The sequence below is a fragment of the Streptomyces sp. NPDC055103 genome (genome assembly GCF_053607625.1).
This window is the reverse complement of sequence record NZ_JBSGTX010000006.1, coordinates 99,799-117,464: the sequence shown is the minus strand read 5'-3', so window position 1 is coordinate 117,464 and position 17,666 is coordinate 99,799. Positions and strand designations below refer to the sequence as shown.

Here is a 17,666-nt window from a genome sequence, read left to right as displayed (position 1 = left end):
CCGATGGCGGTCCGCTTCCGGCCGCCCCGGATTCAGGACCTCGCTCGGAGCAGGGCTGCTGCCCCGGGCTCAGCCCCTCCTCCTCCCCCCGTCACGCCGACGTACGGACCCTGAGTTCCTTCACGCCGTTCAGCCAGGCCGCCCGCAGCCGGCGGGGTTCGCCCGCGAGCGTGAGGTCGGGCAGGACGTCCGCGATCGCGTTGAAGATCAGGTCGATCTCCTTGATGGCGAGCGACTTGCCGAGACAGAAGTGCGGTCCGCCGCCGCCGAAGCCGAGGTGCGGGTTGGGGTCGCGGGTGATGTCGAAGCGTTCGGGGTCGGTGAAGACCTCGGGGTCGTTGTTGGCGGAGGAGTAGAAGAGGCCGACGCGGTCGCCCGCGCTGATCTTCTGCCCGCCGATCTCGGTGTCCTGGGTGGCCGTCCGCTGGAAGGAGACCACCGGGGTCCCCCAGCGCACGATCTCCTCGGCGGTGGTCGCCGGCCGCTCCCGCTTGAAGAGTTCCCACTGGTCGGGGTGGGTGAGGAAGGCGTGCATGCCGTGGCTGATGGCGTTGCGCGTGGTCTCGTTGCCGGCGACGGCGAGGAGGAGGACGAAGAGCCCGAACTCGTCGGAGGAGAGGTTGCCCTGGCCCTCGGCGGCGACGAGCCGGCTGACGATGTCCGCGGCCGGGCACTCCTTGCGCGCCGCGGCCATCGTCATGGCGTAGCCGATGAGTTCCATGGCGGCCTCGGCGCCGACCTCTTCGGTGATGGCGTACTCGGGATCGTCGTACGCGATCATCTTGTTCGACCAGTCGAAGATCCGGGAGCGGTCCTCCTGGGGGACGCCGATGAGTTCGGCGATCGCCTGGAGGGGCAGCTCGACGGCGACCTGGGTGACGAAGTCGAAGGTGCCGTCGGGTCCCGCGCCCTGCCGGGCCTCCTCGGCGATGGCGCGGGCGCGGTCGCGCAGGACCGTCTCCAGGCTCCGGATCGCCCGGGGGGTGAAGCCGCGCTGGACGATCTGGCGGACCCGGGTGTGCTCGGGCGGGTCCATGTTGAGCATGATCAGCTTCTGGACGTCGATCTGCTCCTGAGCGATGCTCCCGTTGAAGCGGATCACGGCGGTGTTGAGGTTCGAGGAGAACAACTCCGGGTGCGTGGACACGTACTTGACGTCCGCGTGGCGCGTGACGGCCCAGTACCCCTCGTCCTGGAAGCCCGTGATGCCGGCCGGCTGGGGGCACCACCACACGGGGGCGGTCTGCCGCAGTTCGGCGAACTCCGGCAGGGGTACGCGGGTACGGAGGAGGTCGGGGTCCGTGGCGTCGAAGCCTTCGGGGAGGTGAGGGCAGGACATCGGCAACACGCTCCATTATCCGATGATTATCTGATGGCCCATCAGAAACTGCCGTGAAAGTTAGTAACGAGTTCGCCAAGTGGCAAGAGGCGGAGCGAGAACTGTTGCGCCCCGGACCCTTGCGTACCCGGGGTAGCAGTCATAAGACTGCACTCAGAACTAGAACGCGTACTAGTTCCCCAGGGACGCCGACCGGACGAGGTGCCGGGACACCTCGACCGGTCGAGGAGAGGACGAGCTCATGGCCGCGGAACCCGTCATCGTCGAAGCCGTACGCACCCCCATCGGCAAGCGCGGAGGCGCGCTCGCCAATCTCCATCCCGCCTACCTCCTGGGCGAGACCTACCGTGAACTCCTCGGCCGCACCGGCATCCACGCCGACTGCGTCGAACAGATCGTCGGCGGTACGGTCACCCACGCCGGCGAGCAGTCCATGAACCCGGCGCGCACCGCCTGGCTCGCCATGGGGCTGCCCTACGAGACGGCCGCCACCACCGTCGACTGTCAGTGCGGCTCCTCGCAGCAGGCCAGCCACATGGTCGCCAACATGGTCGCGGCCGGCGTCATCGACATCGGGATCAGCTGCGGCGTCGAGGCCATGTCCCGCGTCCCGCTCGGCTCCGGCTCCAAGCACGGCCCCGGCAAGCCGTTCCCCGACGAGTGGAACGTCGACCTGCCCAACCAGTTCGAGGCCGCCGAGCGCATCGCCCGCCGCCGTGGGCTCACGCGCGAACGCGTCGACTCCCTCGGCCTCCTCTCCCAGGAGCGGGCCGCGATCGCCTGGTCCGAGGAGCGGTACAAGCGCGAGACCTTCGCCGTGCAGGTCCCCACCACGGAGGCCGAGCAGGCCGCCGGGCAGGGCATGTGGCGGCTCGTCGACCGGGACGAGGGCCTGCGCGACACCACCATGGAAGGCCTGGCCCGGCTCAAGCCCGTCATGCCGACCGCCGTCCACACCGCCGGGAACTCCTCCCAGATCTCCGACGGCGCCTCCGCGATCATGTGGGCGTCCAAGCGCATGGCCCGCGCCCTCAAGCTCCGCCCGCGCGCCCGCATCGTCGCCCAGGCCCTCGTCGGCGCCGACCCGCACTACCACCTCGACGGGCCGGTCGACGCGACCCGCGCGGTGCTGGGCAAGGCCGGGATGAGCCTCAAGGACATCGACCTCGTCGAGATCAACGAGGCCTTCGCGTCGGTGGTGTTGAGCTGGGCGCAGGTCTTCGACCAGGACCTGGAGAAGGTCAACGTCAACGGCGGAGCCATCGCCCTCGGCCACCCCGTGGGAGCCACCGGCGCCCGGCTCATCGCCACCGCCCTGCATGAACTGGAGCGCACCGACAAGGAGTTCGCGCTCATCACGATGTGCGCGGGCGGCGCGCTGGCGACCGGCACCATCATTCAGCGGCTCTGACTCCCGGCCTTCCGGCACGGAAAACGCCGCAGGCCCCGCCCCTCCGAGCGGAGGGCGGGGCCTTGCGGGTGCGCTGTGCGGCGGCAGGGACTCTTAGTACCAGCCGTTGGCCTGCCAGAACGCCCAGGCGGCGTTCGGGGAGCCGTAGCGCTCGTTCATGTAGTTCAGGCCCCACTTGATCTGCGTGGCCGGGTTGGTCTTCCAGTCGGAACCGGCCGAGGACATCTTCGAGGCCGGCAGGGCCTGGACCAGGCCGTAGGCGCCGCTGGACGAGTTGGTGGCGGTGTGGTTCCAGCCGGACTCGTGCGAGACGATCTTGCTGAAGGACGCGTACTGCGAGGCGGGGACGATGTCACGAGCGAGCTCCTGCGGGCTGGCGGCCGAAACCGAGCCCGTCGTACCGAGCACCGCACCCGACGCGCCCAGCAGCACGGCTGCGGTGGCGGCGAAGGTCTTCTTGCGGGCGGCGATACGAGTGGTGAGCGTGCTGATCAACGTTTCTACCTAACGTCGGGAACGGGGGTCGCGCCGGGCGATTTCGGCAAGCCGGAACCAGAGCCCGGGAGACCCGGGAACTGGGGGAACCGGCCGTCCGAGGCTCCGTGGTGAACACCGGCTGCCTGGCGACGTCCTCTACAGAACCAGGGCTGGAGCGCCGATGCAACGACCCCCGGTACGAGGAAGGTTCGGACCCGGGCGGAAGGGCCCAGGGAGGGTGTGGGGCGTTTCCGCAGGTCATGCCCTGTTGTGGGGTGTTTTGACCGGGTGCGCCTGGCTACTATTCCGGCTCGTACGTGACGTAGGTCCTGTGGGGCGCCTCACCCGGAGCGGCCTTTTCCGGGCCTTCGAATGTGACCTGGGCCTCGAAGTTCGCCCGTCGAGTGGCACGGCGGAGGGCCTTCAGAAGCGTGGATCCGATGGTGAGGGTGAGGACGACGGTGAGGACGGCGCGGCCGAGGTCCCAGCCGAGGGAGGTGGCGAGGACGTAGGCGAGGAAGCGGACCAGGTTGTGGTCGAGCGGGGCGCCCGGCTCGAAGGAGATCCCGCTGCTCATGCCCTGGAGCAGGACCCAGCCCTGGAGGTTCATGACCGTTCCGTACGCGAACGCCGCCACGAAGCCGTACGCGGAGAGCATCAGCAGCTCACCCCGGCCCCGGAGCCCCCGGGGGGCGGGGAGCAGTCCGGCGCCCATCGTGAACCAGCCCATCGAGAGCATCTGGAACGGCATCCAGGGCCCCACCCCGCCCGTGAGCAGGGCCGACGCGAACATGGTCACCGAGCCCAGGACGAAACCGAAGCCCGGCCCGAGGACCCGGCCGCTCAGCACCATCAGGAAGAACATCGGCTCCAGGCCGGCCGTCCCCGCCCCGAGCGGGCGCAGCGCGGCCCCCACGGCGGCGAGCACCCCCAGCATCGCGACGGCCTTCGCGTCCATCCCGCAGTCCGCGATCGTCGCGATTACGACCGCGACGAGGAGGGGAAGGAGGGCGGCGAAGAGCCAGGGCGCGTCCCCGGCGTGCGAGGTGACGGCCGAGTCGACGTCCGCGAAGAGAGGCCAGCTGAAGGCGGCGATCCCGATGAGCGACACCAGGACCAGCGCGGTGATCGAGCGCGGGCCGAGCCGGACGGGGCGACCGCTCGTCTGCTTCACAGCGCCGCCTCCACCTGCTCGACCGTGAGCCAGGGCTGCGGCGCGAGGATCTTGGCGACCTGCGGGGAGAAGGCGGGGGAGGAGACGACGACCTCGGCCGTCGGGCCGTCCGCGACAACCTCGCCGTCCGCGATGATCACCACCCGGTGCGCCAGCTCCGCCGCCAGCTCCACGTCGTGCGTGGCGAGGACGATCGCGTGACCGTCCGTCGCGAGCGCGCGCAGATGCGTGACCAGACGGGCCTTGGCCGCGTAGTCCAGACCGCGCGTCGGCTCGTCGAGCAGGAGGAGGGGCGGGCGGCCGGTCAGCACGACGGCCAGCGCGAGCGCGAGCCGCTGCCCTTCGGAGAGGTCCCGGGGGTGGGTGCCGTCCGCGACCCCCGGCAGCAGCTCGGACACCAGGGCCCGGCAGGTCCCGGGCCGCGTGCCCGCGTCCGCGTCGGCCGCCGCGCACTCGGCGGCGACGGTGTCCGCGTACAGCAGATCCCTCGGCTCCTGCGGGACGAGGCCGACCTGGCGGATCAGCTCGCGGGGGGCGGTGGTGTGGGGGGTGAGGCCGGCTACGCGGACCGTGCCGGAGGTCGGCGCGATCATGCCGACGAGGGTGGAGAGGAGGGTGGACTTGCCGGCGCCGTTCCGTCCCATGAGCGCGACGGTCTCGCCGGCGTCGACCCGGAGGTCCACCCGGCGGAGGGCCTCCACGCGGCCGCGCCGCACGGCGAGCGCGTCCGCGAGGACGAGGGGGGTGGGGGCGGTCGGTGTGGTGGGGGTGGTGGCTGGGCCGGTCGTGCGGGTGCGGCGCCGTAGGAACGGGAGGATTCCCCCACCCCGGCCCTTCCCGAAACCGGGGGCGCTGCCCCCGGACCCCCGGTCCTCAAACGCCGGACGGGCCGAGATGGCCCCCTCTCGGGAGCGCGCTGAGAGCGTAGAGGTGTCGCCCCGCAGAGCAGCCTCGCTCCCGCCGAGCTCGGTGGCCAGGGCCTCGCCCGCCGTGGAGCGGTGCACACTCAGCCCGTCCGGCGTTTGAGGACCGGGGTCCGGGGCAGAGCCCCGGTTTCGGGAAGGGGCGGGGTGGGGGAGACGCCCCGCAGGGTCCCGCCCTTCCAGCCGGCCCTCCAACCGTCCCTTCAGCTCGCCCGACCGCCGCCGCGCGTCCCGCACCGTCAGCGGCAGCGGGGACCAGCCCGCCAGTCGGCCGAGGGCCACCACCGGCGGGTGGACCGGTGAGATCGCCATGATCTCGGCCGGCGGGGCCATGACGGCCTCCGGCAGGAGGATGACCTGGTCCGCGTACTGCACGACCCGCTCCAGGCGGTGCTCCGCCAGGAGGACCGTCGTGCCCAGGTCGTGGACCAGACGCTGGAGCACCGCGAGGACGTCCTCCGCCGCCGACGGGTCCAGCGCGGACGTCGGCTCGTCGAGGACGAGGACCTTGGGGTGCGGCGTCAGGACCGAGCCGATCGCGACGCGCTGGCGCTGCCCGCCGGAGAGCGTCGCGATGGGGCGGTCGCGGAGTTCCGCGAGGCCCAGGAGGTCGAGGGTCTCCTCGACCCGGCGCCGCATGACGGCGGGCGCCAGGCCCAGCGACTCCATCCCGTACGCCAGCTCGTCCTCGACCGTGTCCGTCACGAAGTGCGCCGACGGGTCCTGCCCGACCGTGCCCACCACGTCCGCCAGCTCGCGCGGCGGATGCGTGCGGGTGTCCCGGCCGTCGACCGTCACCCGGCCCGTCAGGGTGCCGCCCGTGAAGTGCGGGACCAGGCCCGAGACCGCTCCGAGGAGCGTCGACTTACCGACACCGGACGGGCCGACGAGCAGCACCAGCTCGCCCTCGGGGACCGTGAGGTTCACGTCCCGCAGGGTCGGCTCGGCACCGTCCTCGTACCTCACCGATACGTTGTCGAAGCGGATCACGAGCTCTCCTTGGCAACGGCGGTGGCAACGGCGGTGGCAGCGGTGTCCTGCGGTAGGGAGTCATGCGGCACGGACTCTTGCGGCACGGTGTCCTCTGGTACGGACTCCCGCGGTACCGGCGCCACGAACGCCGGGATCAGGCCCACCAGGATCGAGGCGGCCGGCCAGAGCGGCAGTTCCGGTGCCTCCAGGGGGACGACCCCGGGGTGCAGCGCCTCCGGTGCGTACGCGTTCGCCCAGATCATCAGGACCGCGACCGCCACCCCGGAGCCCGCGACCAGCCAGGCCCGCGCGCCCCAGCGGTCGGGCCGGTACCGGGTCCGTACCGTCCGCAGCCCGCCGAGCCGGAGCCCGGCCATCGCCGCGAGGAGTCCCGCCGCCAGCAGCGGCAGCCCGTACGCCGCGCCCTCCGCCGCGAGCAGCCCGTACGAACCGGCGCAGACGCCGAGCAGCCCGCCCAGGGTCAGGACGTTCGTCGTACGGCGTACGGACGCGGGGACCTGGGCCGTCCGGCCGTACCCCCGCGCGTCCATCGAGGCCGCCACCGCGATCGACCGCTCCAGCGCTCCTTCGAGCACCGGCAGGCCGATCTGGAGCACCGCCCGGACCCCGCCCGTGGGCCGGCCCCGGAGGCGGCGGGCGGTCCGCAGCCGGACCACGTCGGCGACCATGTTCGGCGCGAAGGTCATCGCCACGACGACGGCGACCCCGGCCTCGTACAGCGCCCCCGGCAGCGACTTCAGCAGCCGCGCCGGGTTGGCGAGCGCGTTCGCCGCGCCCACGCAGATCAGCAGCGTTGCCAGCTTGGCGCCGTCGTAGAGGGCGAAGACCAGCTGCTCGGCGGTGACCCGGCCCCCGATCCGTACCCCTTGCGCCCACTCGGGCAGCGGCACCTCGGGCAGCGTGAACAGGACGTGCGTCCCCGGGATCGGGGAGCCGAGCAGCAGCGAGAACACGACCCGCAGGAAGACGACGAACAGGCCGAGCTTCACGAACGCCCCGTACGAGCGCGCCCAGGGCGCGTCCGTGCGGCGGGCCGCCACGACGTACCCCGCGACTCCGACGAGCAGGCCGAGGAGGAGGGGGTTCGTGGTGCGGGAGGCCGCGACGGCCAGGCCGAGCGCCCACAGCCACCAGGCTCCGGCGTGAAGGGCGTTCGAGCGGTTCGCCACGGGCGCGGTGAACGGGGCCGTGAACGTACTGCGGCTAGGGGCCGGACTCATCCGCGACGGCGGGCCTTCCAGATCGCCGCGCCGCCCAGGGCGAGCACGGCCGCCCCGCCGGCGAGCACGCCGAACGACGGGCCGCCGCCGCTCTCCTCGCCGGAGGCGGAGGAGGGAGCGGCGGTGGCGGAGGAGGGAGCGGTGGTGGCGGACGCGGCCGACCCGGTCGGTTCGGGCGACTGCTCATCGCCCTCCGCGACCGGCTCACCACAGCCCCGCGCCGGATACCCGGCGATCCCGCACAGCATCGCCGCTCCGTCGTACCGCAGTGGCTTCGCCACCTCGGCCAGCGCCTCCGCGCCCGTCGCGTCCTCCCGGACCTGCGCGCAGCCGGCCTCGACCGGCTTCGCCGGCGGCTTCTCGCCGGACGGGGCGTCCTTCGGACCGCCGAAGTCGACGACGACCGCGATCCGCTTGCTGCCGTCCTTCTTCGCCACGCCCGCGCAGACCTCCGCGAAGTCGGGGGCGGCGGAGGGCCTGGAGGTGTCGCTCGTGCCCTGGCTGAGCGCGAAGCGGAAGCCGATCGCGTCGCCGTCGGCGGGGCGAGCGGTCGCCGGTCCCTGCGTGGCGTAGGTCCAGGACGTCCCGCCGTCGCTCTCCCAGAACGACCAGTAGCGGTATCCGGCGGCCTGCGCCGGGGCCGCCGCGACGGTGAGCGTCAGGAACGCCCCGGCCGCGGCGCCCGCGATCCGGGCCGTGCGTCCGGTGAGGGCGGTCGTCACTTCTTGCGGCCGCTCACGAGGAAGCCGATGCCGACGCCGACGACCATGCCGATGCCGATGATCCACCAGATGTCGAAGCCGCCCTCGTCGTCGGTCGTCGAGGAGGCGGAGGTGTCCGGGGTCTTGGGCGCGGGGCCGGTGGCGTTGAGCTGCTCGACGAGGTCGGCCGTGCCGAACTCGCGCGGGTCGGTGTCCGTCGCGCGGGCGGCCAGGATCAGCTGCGCGTAGGCGGCGGGGCCGTTCTCCTTCGCCCAGGCGGCGGAGTTCTTCTCCAGCCAGGCGAGGGCGGGCTGGGCCTGCTGGGTGGCCCCGGCGGCGGCGAGCGCGACGACCGCGTCGGCGGTGTTGCCGATGTCCGGCTTCTCCGTCGTGTCGGTGGAGCCGGGCATCGGCGGGGCGGTGAGGTGGCCGGTCTTCGCGAGGGCCTTCGCCAGGTAGGAGGCGCCGTTGAGGGCGGCCCGCTCGGCGGTCGGCTTCGTCAGGTCCTGGCAGGTCGGGGCCTGCTCGGGGGAGGCCTTGGTGGAGACGATGCTCTTGCCGAGCCCGGCGAGGGTGGCGGCGGCGGTGGCGTCCGCGTTGGCGAGCAGCTTGCCGTTCTTGTCGGGCTGGTACGCGAAGGCTCCGGCGCCGTCCTTGTCGGAGCAGGGCACGGCGAAGGTGAGGAGCGTGTCGTACGGGGTGCGGCCCTCGGCGGAGGTGTACGAGCCGGGCTTGACGCCGGTCGCGGCGAGGGCGCCGGCGATGAGCGAGGTGGAGTTGGCGTCGCTGGGGCCGCCGGGGGTGTAGCCCCAGCCGCCGTCCTTGTTCTGCACGGACCGCAGCCAGTCGTCGCCGGCCGTGACGGCCGTGTTGACCTTCTCCGGCTCCGCCGCCTGACGGCGGACGGCGCCGAGCGCCTGGACGGCGACGGCGGTGGCGTTGGTGTCCCGCATCGTCTTCGCGTCGCAGGGCTGCGTCGTGTCCGCGCGGTAGGAGCTGAAGGAGCCGTCGGCGCACTGCTGGGCGAGGAGCCACTCCACGGCCTGGTCGGCGGGCTGGTAGCCGGTGGCGCGCTGGGCGAGGAAGGCGAGGGACTGACGCCAGACACCGTCGTACGTCGGGTCCTTCGTGCCGTACAGGCCGGTGGAGGCCGCGCCGCCGGAGGGGGCGGACGCGGACGGGGAGGGCGAGGCGGCGGCCGGAGCGGCTGCCGCGGGGGCTGCGGTGCCGAGTACGACTGCGGCGGCTGCGAGCGCGGCGGCGCCGCGGCGGACGGTGTTCATGGGGCCCTCTCCTGCGGCCGGGCACCGGCACGCCTCAGGGGCACCAGGCTCCGGCTCCGTATTCCTCGACGGTGCCGGCGGTCACGTCCCGGACGGGGCATTCCGACTTGCCGCCCCTTTGGCGGGGCGGCTTACGGTTGCGGGTCAGTGCCGGATTTCCACCGGCTTTCCCCCGTACGGGCATGATGACGACCCGCTCACTGTACCGGCCCGTACGCCCGCCACCCGGGGGTGGGAGGCGCCTCACACCACGCCGAGGCCGGGCCGGTGCGGGGACCTCCCATCACGCCGAGGCCGCCCCGTCGCGGGGACCTCACACCGCGACGTACGTCACCGGGTCCGTGCCCGGCACGGCCTCCGCGCGGCCCAGCTTCACCAGGCGGCGGACGTGGGCCTCGGCCTCGCTGACGGCGATGTTCCGGGAGCCGTGGGGGATGTCGGCCCAGGGGCGGTTCCACTCCATCCGCTCGGCGAGCTGCCAGGGGGTGAGCGGGGTGGCGAGCAGGCGGAGGAGCCCGGTGAGGCGTTCCTCGTGGTGGGTGAGGAGCTCGTCGACCCGGCCGGCGGCGTCGGCGAACGCGTACTGGTGGGCGGGGAGGACCTCGGCGACGCCGAGGCGGCCGATGCGTTCGAGCGAGTCGAGGTAGTCGCCGAGGGGGTCGGTCTCGTGCACGTCGCCGGGGTGCTCGTACAGGCCGATGTGCGGGGAGATCCCGGGCAGCAGGTGGTCGCCGGAGAAGAGCCGGCCGTGCCCCGGCAGCCCGGCGGGGTGATCCTCCTCCAGGTGGAGGCAGACGTGGCCCGGGGTGTGGCCGGGCGTCCAGATCGCGCGCAGCCGCCGGCCGGCGAGGTCGAGGAGCTCGCCGGGGACGATCTCGCGGTCGGGGACGGCGGAGCGCAGCCCCGGCAGGGTCCGCATCCGGCCGGAGGCCCGGGCGGCCCGCAGCGGGGCGACGTGCTCCTCGGGGGCGCCGACGGCGGTCAGCTTGTGGACCATGTAGTCGAACCAGGTGCCGGGTTCGGCCTCGCGGGTGCGGCGGACGACGGCCGTGTCGGCGGCGTGCATGGCGATCCAGGCCCCGGACTCCTCGCGGACCCGGCCGGAGAGGCCGTGGTGGTCGGGGTGGTGGTGGGTGATGACGACCCCGTGGATCTCCTGGACCGACAGGCCCAAGGCGACGAGGCCGCCGGTGAGTTCGTCCCAGGAGGCCGGGTCGTCCCAGCCGGTGTCGACGAGGACCGGCCCGCGGTCGGTGTCGAGGACGTGGACCAGGGTGTGGCCGAGCGGGTTGTCCGGGATGGGGACCCGCAGGGACCAGACGCCTCCGCCGTGCTCGGTCACCTGGGTCATGTGGGCGCCCTCATCTCTCCAAAGACCGTGCGGAGCCTGCTCGTTCCGTTGCCCATCATAACTAGAACTGGTATCAGTTCTAGTTCTGAGACATCGTCAGAGATTTTCATCTCCTCGGGAGGCCGCGGTCATGACCGAGCTTGTGGAGCACGGAAAGCTGTTCATCGGCGGGGAGTTGACCGATCCGCTCGGCGACGCGGTCATCGAGGTGATCTCGCCGCACACCGAGGAGGTCATCGGGCGTGTCCCGCACGCCTCACCGGCCGATGTCGACCGGGCCGTCGCCGCCGCTCGCCGGGCCTTCGACGAGGGGCCCTGGCCGCGGATGAGCGTGGAGGAGCGGATCGCGGTCGTCACCCGGATCAAGGACGCGATCGCCGCCCGCTACGAGGAGATCGCCCGCTCCATCAGCTCGCAGAACGGCTCCCCGTACTCCTGGTCCGTCCTCGCCCAGGCGCTCGGCGCGATGATGGTCTGGGACGCGGCGATCACCGTCGCCCGCGACTACGCCTTCGAGGAGCGGCGCGGCGGCGTCCTCGGCCCGCTGCTCGTCCGGCGCGAGCCGGTGGGTGTGGTCGCGGCGGTCATCCCGTGGAACGTGCCGCAGTTCACCGCCGCCGCCAAGCTGGGGCCCGCGCTGCTCGCCGGCTGCGCCGTGGTCCTCAAGCCCTCGCCCGAGGCGCCCCTCGACTCGTACATCCTCGGCGAGATCGCCGCCGAGGCCGGGCTGCCCGAGGGGGTGCTCAGCATCCTGCCCGCCGACCGCGAGGTCAGCGAGTACCTCGTCGGTCACCCCGGCGTCGACAAGGTCTCCTTCACCGGTTCCGTCGCGGCCGGCAAGCGGGTCATGGAGGTGGCCTCCCGCAACCTCACCCGCGTCACGCTCGAACTCGGCGGGAAGTCGGCCGCCGTGATCCTGCCCGACGCGGACCTGGACGCCACCGTCGCCGGGATCGTCCCCGCCGCCTGGATGAACAACGGTCAGGCCTGCGTGGCCCAGAGCCGTATCCTCGCCCCGCGCTCCCGTTACGAGGAGATCGCCGAGGCCCTCGCGGCGGCGGCCGGCGCGCTCGTCGTCGGCGACCCGCTCGACCCGGCCACCCAGGTCGGCCCGCTCGTCGCCCGGCGCCAGCAGCAGCGCTCCCTCGACTACATCGGCATCGGCCAGGCCGAGGGCGCCAAGGTCCTCGCGGGCGGCGGGCGTCCGGCCGCCCTCGACCGGGGCTGGTACGTCGAGCCGACCCTCTTCGGCGGCGTCGACAACTCCATGCGGATCGCCCGTGAGGAGATCTTCGGCCCGGTCATCTGCCTCCTGCCGTACGGCGACGAGGCCGAGGCCCTCCGGATCGCGAACGACTCCGACTTCGGGCTCAGCGGCAGCGTCTGGACCGGGGACGTGGAGCACGGCATCGACTTCGCCCGGTCCGTGCGCACGGGCACGTTCAACGTCAACACCTTCAGCCTGGACATGCTCGGCCCCTTCGGCGGCTACAAGAACTCGGGCCTGGGGCGGGAGTTCGGCCCCGAGGGCTTCGGCGAGTACCTGGAACACAAGATGATCCACCTGCCCGGTGGTTACGAGGCTCCCGCGGGCGGGGCGTGATGGGGGACCGCTGGCACGTCGAGGTCGACCGGAGCGTCTGCATCGGCTCCGGCATGTGCGTCAACCACGCCCCGGCCGCCTTCCGGCTGGACACGGCCCGTCAGTCCCATCCGGTGGAGCCGGAGGTGGACGCGGGGGAGACCCTGCTCGCCGCAGCCGAGGGCTGTCCGGTGGAGGCCATCATGATCGCCCTCGCGGACGGAGGCGAGCCGGTGTTCCCGCCGGAGGAATGACGGGGGAGTGACAGGGGAGTGACGGAGGAGTGGTGGAGGGACGCGCACCCGGAGCGCGCCGCGCTGTCGTTCCCTTGTGCAAAACTGGGCCCTTGGTCACGGGGGCAAGGGGCCTTTGTGTGTGCGTATTTGGGAGTGCTGTGCGCAAGGTGAAGTGGGCGGCTGCGGCTGCTGGTGTCGTGCTGCTGGTCGCTGGTTGCGGTGGCGCGGGCGGTTCGGACAAGGGCGGTTCGTCCTCGGCCGGCGCGGCCGCCACGGGCGGTTCGGGCTCGGGCGGCGGCGAGCGGCTCGACGGCGCCGCGGTCACCAAGGAGCTGGAGGCCGCGGCGACGGGGGCCGGCTTCACGCAGGACGCCTCGGGCGAGGACATCGCGCCGGAGCTCAAGGACTGCATGGTCAGCTGGACGGCCGACGCCGAGAAGGCCGCGGACCCGGGCAAGTCCTACAAGGCCACCGTCGCGACCCTGACCGGCGGCGGCTGGAAGGAGCTCCGGAACCACGAGCAGAACGGCTCGGTGATCAAGTCCCTGGAGAAGAGCGGCTGGACGCTCCAGGCCAGCAACCACTCGCAGGGCCCGCTGAAGATGGTGATGTTCATCGCCGCCGACGGCGGTCCGGAGTGCGCGGCGAAGATCGCGGCCGACAACGCGAAGGCCAAGCAGTCGTCCTGACCCCGCCGAGCCGACCGTGCCCCCGACCCGTCCATCGGACGTCGGGGGTACGGACGGACACCCTCAGCCGGACGGAGACGGCTCCGGTCCGCCCGGCGTCGTCAGGTCGATCAGCCGGCAGACCGTCTCGATGTCGATCTTCACCTGCGCGATCGAGGCACGCCCCGACAGCCAGGTGATCAGCGCCGAGTGCCAGGTGTGCTCGATCACCCGCACCGCCGAGAGCTGCTGCGGGCTCGGGTGCTCCGCCCCCATCGCGTCCAGGATGATCGCCGTCGTCAGCCGCGACACCGTGTCGACCTCGGGGCTCACCCCCCGGTCCGCGAAGGTCAGCGCCCGCACCATCGCGTCGGCGAGCTGCGGTTCCCGCTGGAGCGCCCGGAAGGCGCGCATGAGGGTCTCCGCGACCCGCTCCGCCGGGTCCGTGCCCGCGGGCGGCCGCTTCCGCAGGGTGGTGTGCATGTGCTGGAGCTGGTCCTGCATCGTCGCGACCAGCAGATGGATCTTGGACGGGAAGTAGCGGTACAGCGTGCCGAGGGCCACCCCGGCCGCCTCGGCGACCTCCCGCATCTGTACGGCGTCGAAGCCGCCCCGCGCCGCGAGCTGGGCGCTGGCGTCCAGGATGCGCCGTCGCCGCGCCTCCTGGCGCTCCGTGAGGGGCGGCGCCGAGGGGCCGAGGCCCGCTCTGTTGTCTGCGGTCATGAGTTCCCGTTCCGTGCGGTAGGAGCGGCGGTGGGGAGCGACAGTATGGCGGCCCGGCCGTCGTGGCGCGAATCACCTGTTCCGGCTCTCACCACGGGGCTACCTGCCGGTAGATTCTGTCCTCCTGTGCGATCAAGAAGATCATGCAAGAAGATCGAGAACGATCAAGTCTGTAACTTGTTCTAGATTAGCGCGAGCGGTTACGCTCCGGCGAAACACGCTCGAAGGGGGTCGCGCATGACCGCGGAAGCCATAGAGGCAAGCCCGGCAAGCCCCCGACAGGGCCTCGCGACGGACGGTGACAGCCCGTTGCGGATCGCTCTCCTCACGTACAAGGGGAACCCGTTCTGCGGTGGCCAGGGCGTCTACGTCCGCCATCTCTCCCGTGAGCTCGCCCGCCTCGGCCACAGCGTCGAGGTCATCGGCTCCCAGCCGTATCCCACGCTGGACGAGGGCGTGCCGCTCACCGAGATCGCCAGCCTCGACCTCTACCGCTCCCCGGACCCCTTCCGGACGCCGAAGCGCGACGAGTACCGGGACTGGATCGACGGCCTCGAAGTCGCCACCATGTGGACCGGCGGCTTCCCCGAGCCGCTCACCTTCTCCCTGCGGGCCCGGCGCATGCTCGCCGCCCGCCGCGGCGACTTCGACGTCGTCCACGACAACCAGACCCTCGGCTACGGCCTCCTCGGCGGCACCCGCGCCCTGGGCGCGCCGCTCGTCACCACGATCCACCACCCCATCACCGTCGACCGGCAGCTCGAACTCGACGCCGCCGCCGACTGGAAGCGCCGCGCCTCCGTCCGCCGCTGGTACGCCTTCACCCGCATGCAGAAGCGCGTCGCCCGCCGGATGCCGTCCGTCCTCACCGTCTCCGGCACCTCCCGCCAGGAGATCGTCGAGCACCTCGGCGTACGCGAGGACCGCATCCGGGTCGTCCACATCGGCGCCGACACCACGCTCTGGTCCCCGGACGCGGCCGTCGCCGAGATCCCCGGCCGGATCGTCACCACCTCCAGCGCCGACGTCCCGCTCAAGGGCCTGATCCACCTGATCGAGGCGCTCGCCAAGCTCCGCACCGAGCGCCCCGACGCCCATCTCGTCGTCGTCGGCAAGCGCGCCGAGGACGGCCCCGTCGCGCAGGCCATCGAGCGGTACGGGCTCGAGGGCGCCGTCGAGTTCGTCAAGGGCATCAGCGACACGGAGCTCGTCGACCTGGTGCGGTCCGCGCAGGTCTCCTGCGTGCCGTCGCTGTACGAGGGCTTCTCGCTGCCCGCCGCCGAGGCCATGGCCACCGGGACACCGCTCGTCGCTACCACCGGCGGCGCGATCCCCGAGGTCGCGGGCGCCGACGGCGAGACCTGCCTCGCGGTGCCGCCGGGCGACGCGGGCGCGCTGGCTGCGGCGCTGGGCCGAGTCCTCGGTGACGCCGAGCTCCGGGCCCGACTCGGCGCGGCGGGCCGCGCCCGGGTCCTGGAGCGTTTCACCTGGGCCCGCGCGGCCCAGGGCACGGCGGACCTCTACCGCGAGGCCGTCGAGCGCCAGGGAGCCCGTCAGGGCGTCCGCAGGTGACCGTCCGGCTCGCGGACCTTCCCGGCCCTCCGCACCCTCCCGGCTCTCCGCGCTCCTCCGGATCTCATCGATCTCCCCGCTCTCCGCAGTCTCTCCGTTCTCCGCACGCGCACCACCCCCGTCCCGACCACGAAGGCAGGCCCTCGTGCTGACCGTCGACTTCACCCGCTTCCCGCTCGCCCCCGGCGACCGCGTGCTCGATCTGGGCTGCGGTGCGGGCCGGCACGCCTTCGAGTGCTACCGGCGCGGCGCCCAGGTCGTGGCCCTCGACCAGAACGGCGAGGAGATCCGCGAGGTCGCCAAGTGGTTCGCGGCGATGAAGGAGGCCGGGGAGGCCCCCGCCGGGGCGACGGCCACCGCGATGGAGGGCGACGCCCTCAACCTTCCCTTCCCCGACGAGTCCTTCGACGTCGTGATCATCTCCGAGGTCATGGAGCACATCCCGGACGACAAGGGCGTCCTCGCCGAGATGGTCCGCGTCCTCAAGCCGGGCGGCCGGATCGCGATCACCGTGCCCCGCTACGGCCCCGAGAAGATCTGCTGGGCGCTCTCCGACGCGTACCACGAGGTCGAGGGCGGCCACATCCGCATCTACAAGGCCGACGAGCTCCTCGGCAAGATCCGGCAGGCCGGCCTCAGGCCGTACGGCACCCACCACGCGCACGCCCTGCACGCGCCGTACTGGTGGCTGAAGTGCGCCTTCGGCGTCGACAACGACAAGGCGCTGCCGGTCCGCGCCTACCACAAGCTCCTGGTCTGGGACATCATGAAGAAGCCCGCCCTGACCCGGGTCACCGAGCAGCTGCTCAACCCGGTGGTCGGCAAGAGCTTCGTGGCGTACGCGACCAAGCCCCACCTCCCGAAGGCCGACGCCGCGGACACGGCCAAGTGACGAGCCCCGAGCGGATCGCCGAGCACCTCGTGCTGCCCGGCGTCCTCACCGCCGAAGAGGCCGCCGAGACCGTCACCGGGATACTCGCCGTCCAGCGCGAGGACGGGGCCATACCGTGGTTCCGGGGCCACCACCTCGACCCGTGGGACCACACCGAGGCGGCCATGGCCCTCGACGCGGCCGGCGAGCACGCCGCCGCGACCCGCGCCTACGAGTGGCTCGCCCGCCACCAGAACGCGGACGGCTCCTGGTACGCGGCCTACCACGACGGCGACCCGGACGACGTCACCGACCGGAGCCGCGAGTCCAACTTCGTCGCGTACATCGCGGTCGGCGTCTGGCACCACTACTTGTCCACCGGCGACGACGCCTTCCTCGACCGGATGTGGCCCGTCGTCTACGCGGCCGTCGAGTTCGTCCTCGGACTCCAGCAGCCCGGCGGCCAGATCGGCTGGAAGCGCGAGCCCGACGGCGAGGCCGTGACCGACGCGCTCCTCACCGGCTCGTCCTCCATCCACCAGGCGCTGCGCTGCGCCCTCGCCATCGCCGAGGCCCGCGAAGAGCCGCAGCCCGACTGGGAGTTGGCGGCGGGCGCGCTGGGTCACGCGATCCGCAGGCACCCCGAGCGCTTCCTCGACAAGTCCCGCTATTCGATGGACTGGTACTACCCGGTCCTCGGCGGAGCGGTCACCGGACCCGAGGCCACGGCCCGTATCGAGGCCGCCTGGGACGCGTTCGTCGTGCCCGGCCTCGGTGTGCGGTGCGTGATCCCGAACCCGTGGGTCACCGGCGGCGAGTCCTGCGAACTCGCCCTCGCGCTCTGGGCGACGGGCGAATCGGACCGCGCCCTCACGATCCTCCAGGACATCCAGCACCTGCGCGCGGCGAACGGCATGTACTGGACGGGGTACGTCTTCGAGGGCGCCACGGAGAGCGACAAGGCCATGTGGCCGGAGGAGCAGACGGCCTGGACCGCGGGCTCCCTGCTGCTCGCGGTCGCGGCCCTCGGCGGCGACGAGGCCACGGGCGCCGTCTTCGGCGGCGAACGCCTTCCGGCGGGCCTCGAACCGGACTGCTGCCCCTGACGCGACGGCTCAGGGCGGCCCGTTCGGAGTCGCCCG

At 72.6% G+C, this 17,666-nt stretch carries 16 protein-coding genes; 7 read left to right on the top strand and 9 right to left on the bottom strand.

What is annotated here, in order from left to right:
- Window positions 1-91 precede the first annotated feature (91 nt).
- Window positions 92-1,339, bottom strand: coding sequence for a cytochrome P450 (locus ACWFR1_RS06355; RefSeq protein WP_453547108.1), 1,248 nt, complete (start codon window positions 1,337-1,339; stop codon window positions 92-94).
- Window positions 1,340-1,580: 241 nt separating this feature from the next.
- Here ACWFR1_RS06355 and ACWFR1_RS06350 point away from each other — a divergent pair, with 241 nt between their 5' ends.
- Window positions 1,581-2,750 (top strand): steroid 3-ketoacyl-CoA thiolase, encoded by a 1,170-nt coding sequence (locus ACWFR1_RS06350; RefSeq protein ID WP_453547106.1) that lies wholly within the window; start codon window positions 1,581-1,583, stop codon window positions 2,748-2,750.
- Between the two features lie 93 nt (window positions 2,751-2,843).
- On the opposite strand, the gene ACWFR1_RS06345 is transcribed toward ACWFR1_RS06350, so the two are convergent.
- From ACWFR1_RS06345 to ACWFR1_RS06315, 7 genes are all read right to left on the bottom strand, one after another.
- Entirely contained in the window at window positions 2,844-3,245 is a 402-nt protein-coding gene (locus ACWFR1_RS06345; RefSeq protein WP_453547103.1) for an aggregation-promoting factor C-terminal-like domain-containing protein, read from the bottom strand.
- Window positions 3,246-3,528: 283 nt separating this feature from the next.
- Window positions 3,529-4,401: an ECF transporter S component gene (locus ACWFR1_RS06340; RefSeq protein ID WP_453547101.1), complete on the bottom strand. Its 873-nt coding sequence runs from the start codon at window positions 4,399-4,401 to the stop codon at window positions 3,529-3,531.
- A complete protein-coding gene (locus ACWFR1_RS06335) occupies window positions 4,398-6,314 on the bottom strand; it encodes an ABC transporter ATP-binding protein (protein WP_453547098.1) in 1,917 nt (638 codons plus the stop codon). The genes ACWFR1_RS06340 and ACWFR1_RS06335 overlap by 4 nt, the downstream gene beginning before the upstream one ends.
- A complete protein-coding gene (locus ACWFR1_RS06330; RefSeq protein ID WP_453547096.1) occupies window positions 6,311-7,537 on the bottom strand; it encodes an energy-coupling factor transporter transmembrane component T in 1,227 nt (408 codons plus the stop codon). Before ACWFR1_RS06330 ends, ACWFR1_RS06335 begins: the two co-directional genes overlap by 4 nt.
- Window positions 7,534-8,259, bottom strand: a complete 726-nt coding sequence (locus ACWFR1_RS06325) for an SCO2322 family protein (RefSeq protein WP_453547094.1) — start codon at window positions 8,257-8,259, stop codon at window positions 7,534-7,536. The genes ACWFR1_RS06330 and ACWFR1_RS06325 overlap by 4 nt, the downstream gene beginning before the upstream one ends.
- On the bottom strand, window positions 8,256-9,521 hold the full coding sequence (locus ACWFR1_RS06320) for a prenyltransferase/squalene oxidase repeat-containing protein (RefSeq protein WP_453547092.1): 1,266 nt from the start codon (window positions 9,519-9,521) through the stop codon (window positions 8,256-8,258). Before ACWFR1_RS06320 ends, ACWFR1_RS06325 begins: the two co-directional genes overlap by 4 nt.
- Window positions 9,522-9,834: 313 nt before the next feature.
- On the bottom strand, window positions 9,835-10,872 hold the full coding sequence (locus ACWFR1_RS06315) for an MBL fold metallo-hydrolase (RefSeq protein ID WP_453547089.1): 1,038 nt from the start codon (window positions 10,870-10,872) through the stop codon (window positions 9,835-9,837).
- Between the two features lie 130 nt (window positions 10,873-11,002).
- Here ACWFR1_RS06315 and ACWFR1_RS06310 point away from each other — a divergent pair, with 130 nt between their 5' ends.
- The 3 genes from ACWFR1_RS06310 (at window position 11,003) to ACWFR1_RS06300 (ending at window position 13,379) form a co-directional block, all read left to right on the top strand.
- Complete coding sequence (locus tag ACWFR1_RS06310; RefSeq protein WP_453547087.1) at window positions 11,003-12,475, top strand: aldehyde dehydrogenase; 1,473 nt, start codon at window positions 11,003-11,005, stop codon at window positions 12,473-12,475.
- A complete protein-coding gene (locus ACWFR1_RS06305) occupies window positions 12,475-12,708 on the top strand; it encodes a ferredoxin (protein WP_453547085.1) in 234 nt (77 codons plus the stop codon). The genes ACWFR1_RS06310 and ACWFR1_RS06305 overlap by 1 nt, the downstream gene beginning before the upstream one ends.
- A 140-nt stretch (window positions 12,709-12,848) precedes the next feature.
- On the top strand, window positions 12,849-13,379 hold the full coding sequence (locus ACWFR1_RS06300) for a hypothetical protein (protein ID WP_453547083.1): 531 nt from the start codon (window positions 12,849-12,851) through the stop codon (window positions 13,377-13,379).
- A gap of 63 nt (window positions 13,380-13,442) precedes the next feature.
- Here ACWFR1_RS06300 and ACWFR1_RS06295 read toward each other — a convergent pair whose 3' ends face one another.
- Window positions 13,443-14,081 carry a TetR family transcriptional regulator gene (locus ACWFR1_RS06295; RefSeq protein WP_453547081.1) on the bottom strand — a complete coding sequence of 213 codons (639 nt, stop codon included), beginning with the start codon at window positions 14,079-14,081 and terminating at the stop codon, window positions 13,443-13,445.
- Between the two features lie 237 nt (window positions 14,082-14,318).
- Between ACWFR1_RS06295 and ACWFR1_RS06290 the strand changes: the two genes are divergently transcribed.
- From ACWFR1_RS06290 to ACWFR1_RS06280, 3 genes are all read left to right on the top strand, one after another.
- Window positions 14,319-15,653 carry a glycosyltransferase family 4 protein gene (locus tag ACWFR1_RS06290; RefSeq protein ID WP_453547079.1) on the top strand — a complete coding sequence of 445 codons (1,335 nt, stop codon included), beginning with the start codon at window positions 14,319-14,321 and terminating at the stop codon, window positions 15,651-15,653.
- 145 nt (window positions 15,654-15,798) lie between these two features.
- Window positions 15,799-16,545, top strand: coding sequence for a class I SAM-dependent methyltransferase (locus tag ACWFR1_RS06285; protein ID WP_453547077.1), 747 nt, complete (start codon window positions 15,799-15,801; stop codon window positions 16,543-16,545).
- The gene (locus ACWFR1_RS06280; protein WP_453547075.1) at window positions 16,542-17,630 is read left to right on the top strand and encodes a prenyltransferase; all 1,089 of its coding nucleotides are present in this window, start codon (window positions 16,542-16,544) and stop codon (window positions 17,628-17,630) included. The genes ACWFR1_RS06285 and ACWFR1_RS06280 overlap by 4 nt, the downstream gene beginning before the upstream one ends.
- Window positions 17,631-17,666: the final 36 nt, after the last annotated feature.

What these genes read in the sequence shown, in the direction of transcription:
- ACWFR1_RS06355 (WP_453547108.1), bottom strand. Translation starts at nt 1,339, where the DNA reads ATGTCCTGCCCTCACCTCCCCGAAGGCTTCGACGCCACGGACCCCGAC.
- ACWFR1_RS06350 (WP_453547106.1), top strand. Translation starts at nt 1,581, where the DNA reads ATGGCCGCGGAACCCGTCATCGTCGAAGCCGTACGCACCCCCATCGGC.
- ACWFR1_RS06330 (WP_453547096.1), bottom strand. Translation starts at nt 7,537, where the DNA reads ATGAGTCCGGCCCCTAGCCGCAGTACGTTCACGGCCCCGTTCACCGCG.
- ACWFR1_RS06320 (WP_453547092.1), bottom strand. Translation starts at nt 9,521, where the DNA reads ATGAACACCGTCCGCCGCGGCGCCGCCGCGCTCGCAGCCGCCGCAGTC.
- ACWFR1_RS06315 (WP_453547089.1), bottom strand. Translation starts at nt 10,872, where the DNA reads ATGACCCAGGTGACCGAGCACGGCGGAGGCGTCTGGTCCCTGCGGGTC.
- ACWFR1_RS06310 (WP_453547087.1), top strand. Translation starts at nt 11,003, where the DNA reads ATGACCGAGCTTGTGGAGCACGGAAAGCTGTTCATCGGCGGGGAGTTG.
- ACWFR1_RS06305 (WP_453547085.1), top strand. Translation starts at nt 12,475, where the DNA reads ATGGGGGACCGCTGGCACGTCGAGGTCGACCGGAGCGTCTGCATCGGC.
- ACWFR1_RS06295 (WP_453547081.1), bottom strand. Translation starts at nt 14,081, where the DNA reads ATGACCGCAGACAACAGAGCGGGCCTCGGCCCCTCGGCGCCGCCCCTC.
- ACWFR1_RS06290 (WP_453547079.1), top strand. Translation starts at nt 14,319, where the DNA reads ATGACCGCGGAAGCCATAGAGGCAAGCCCGGCAAGCCCCCGACAGGGC.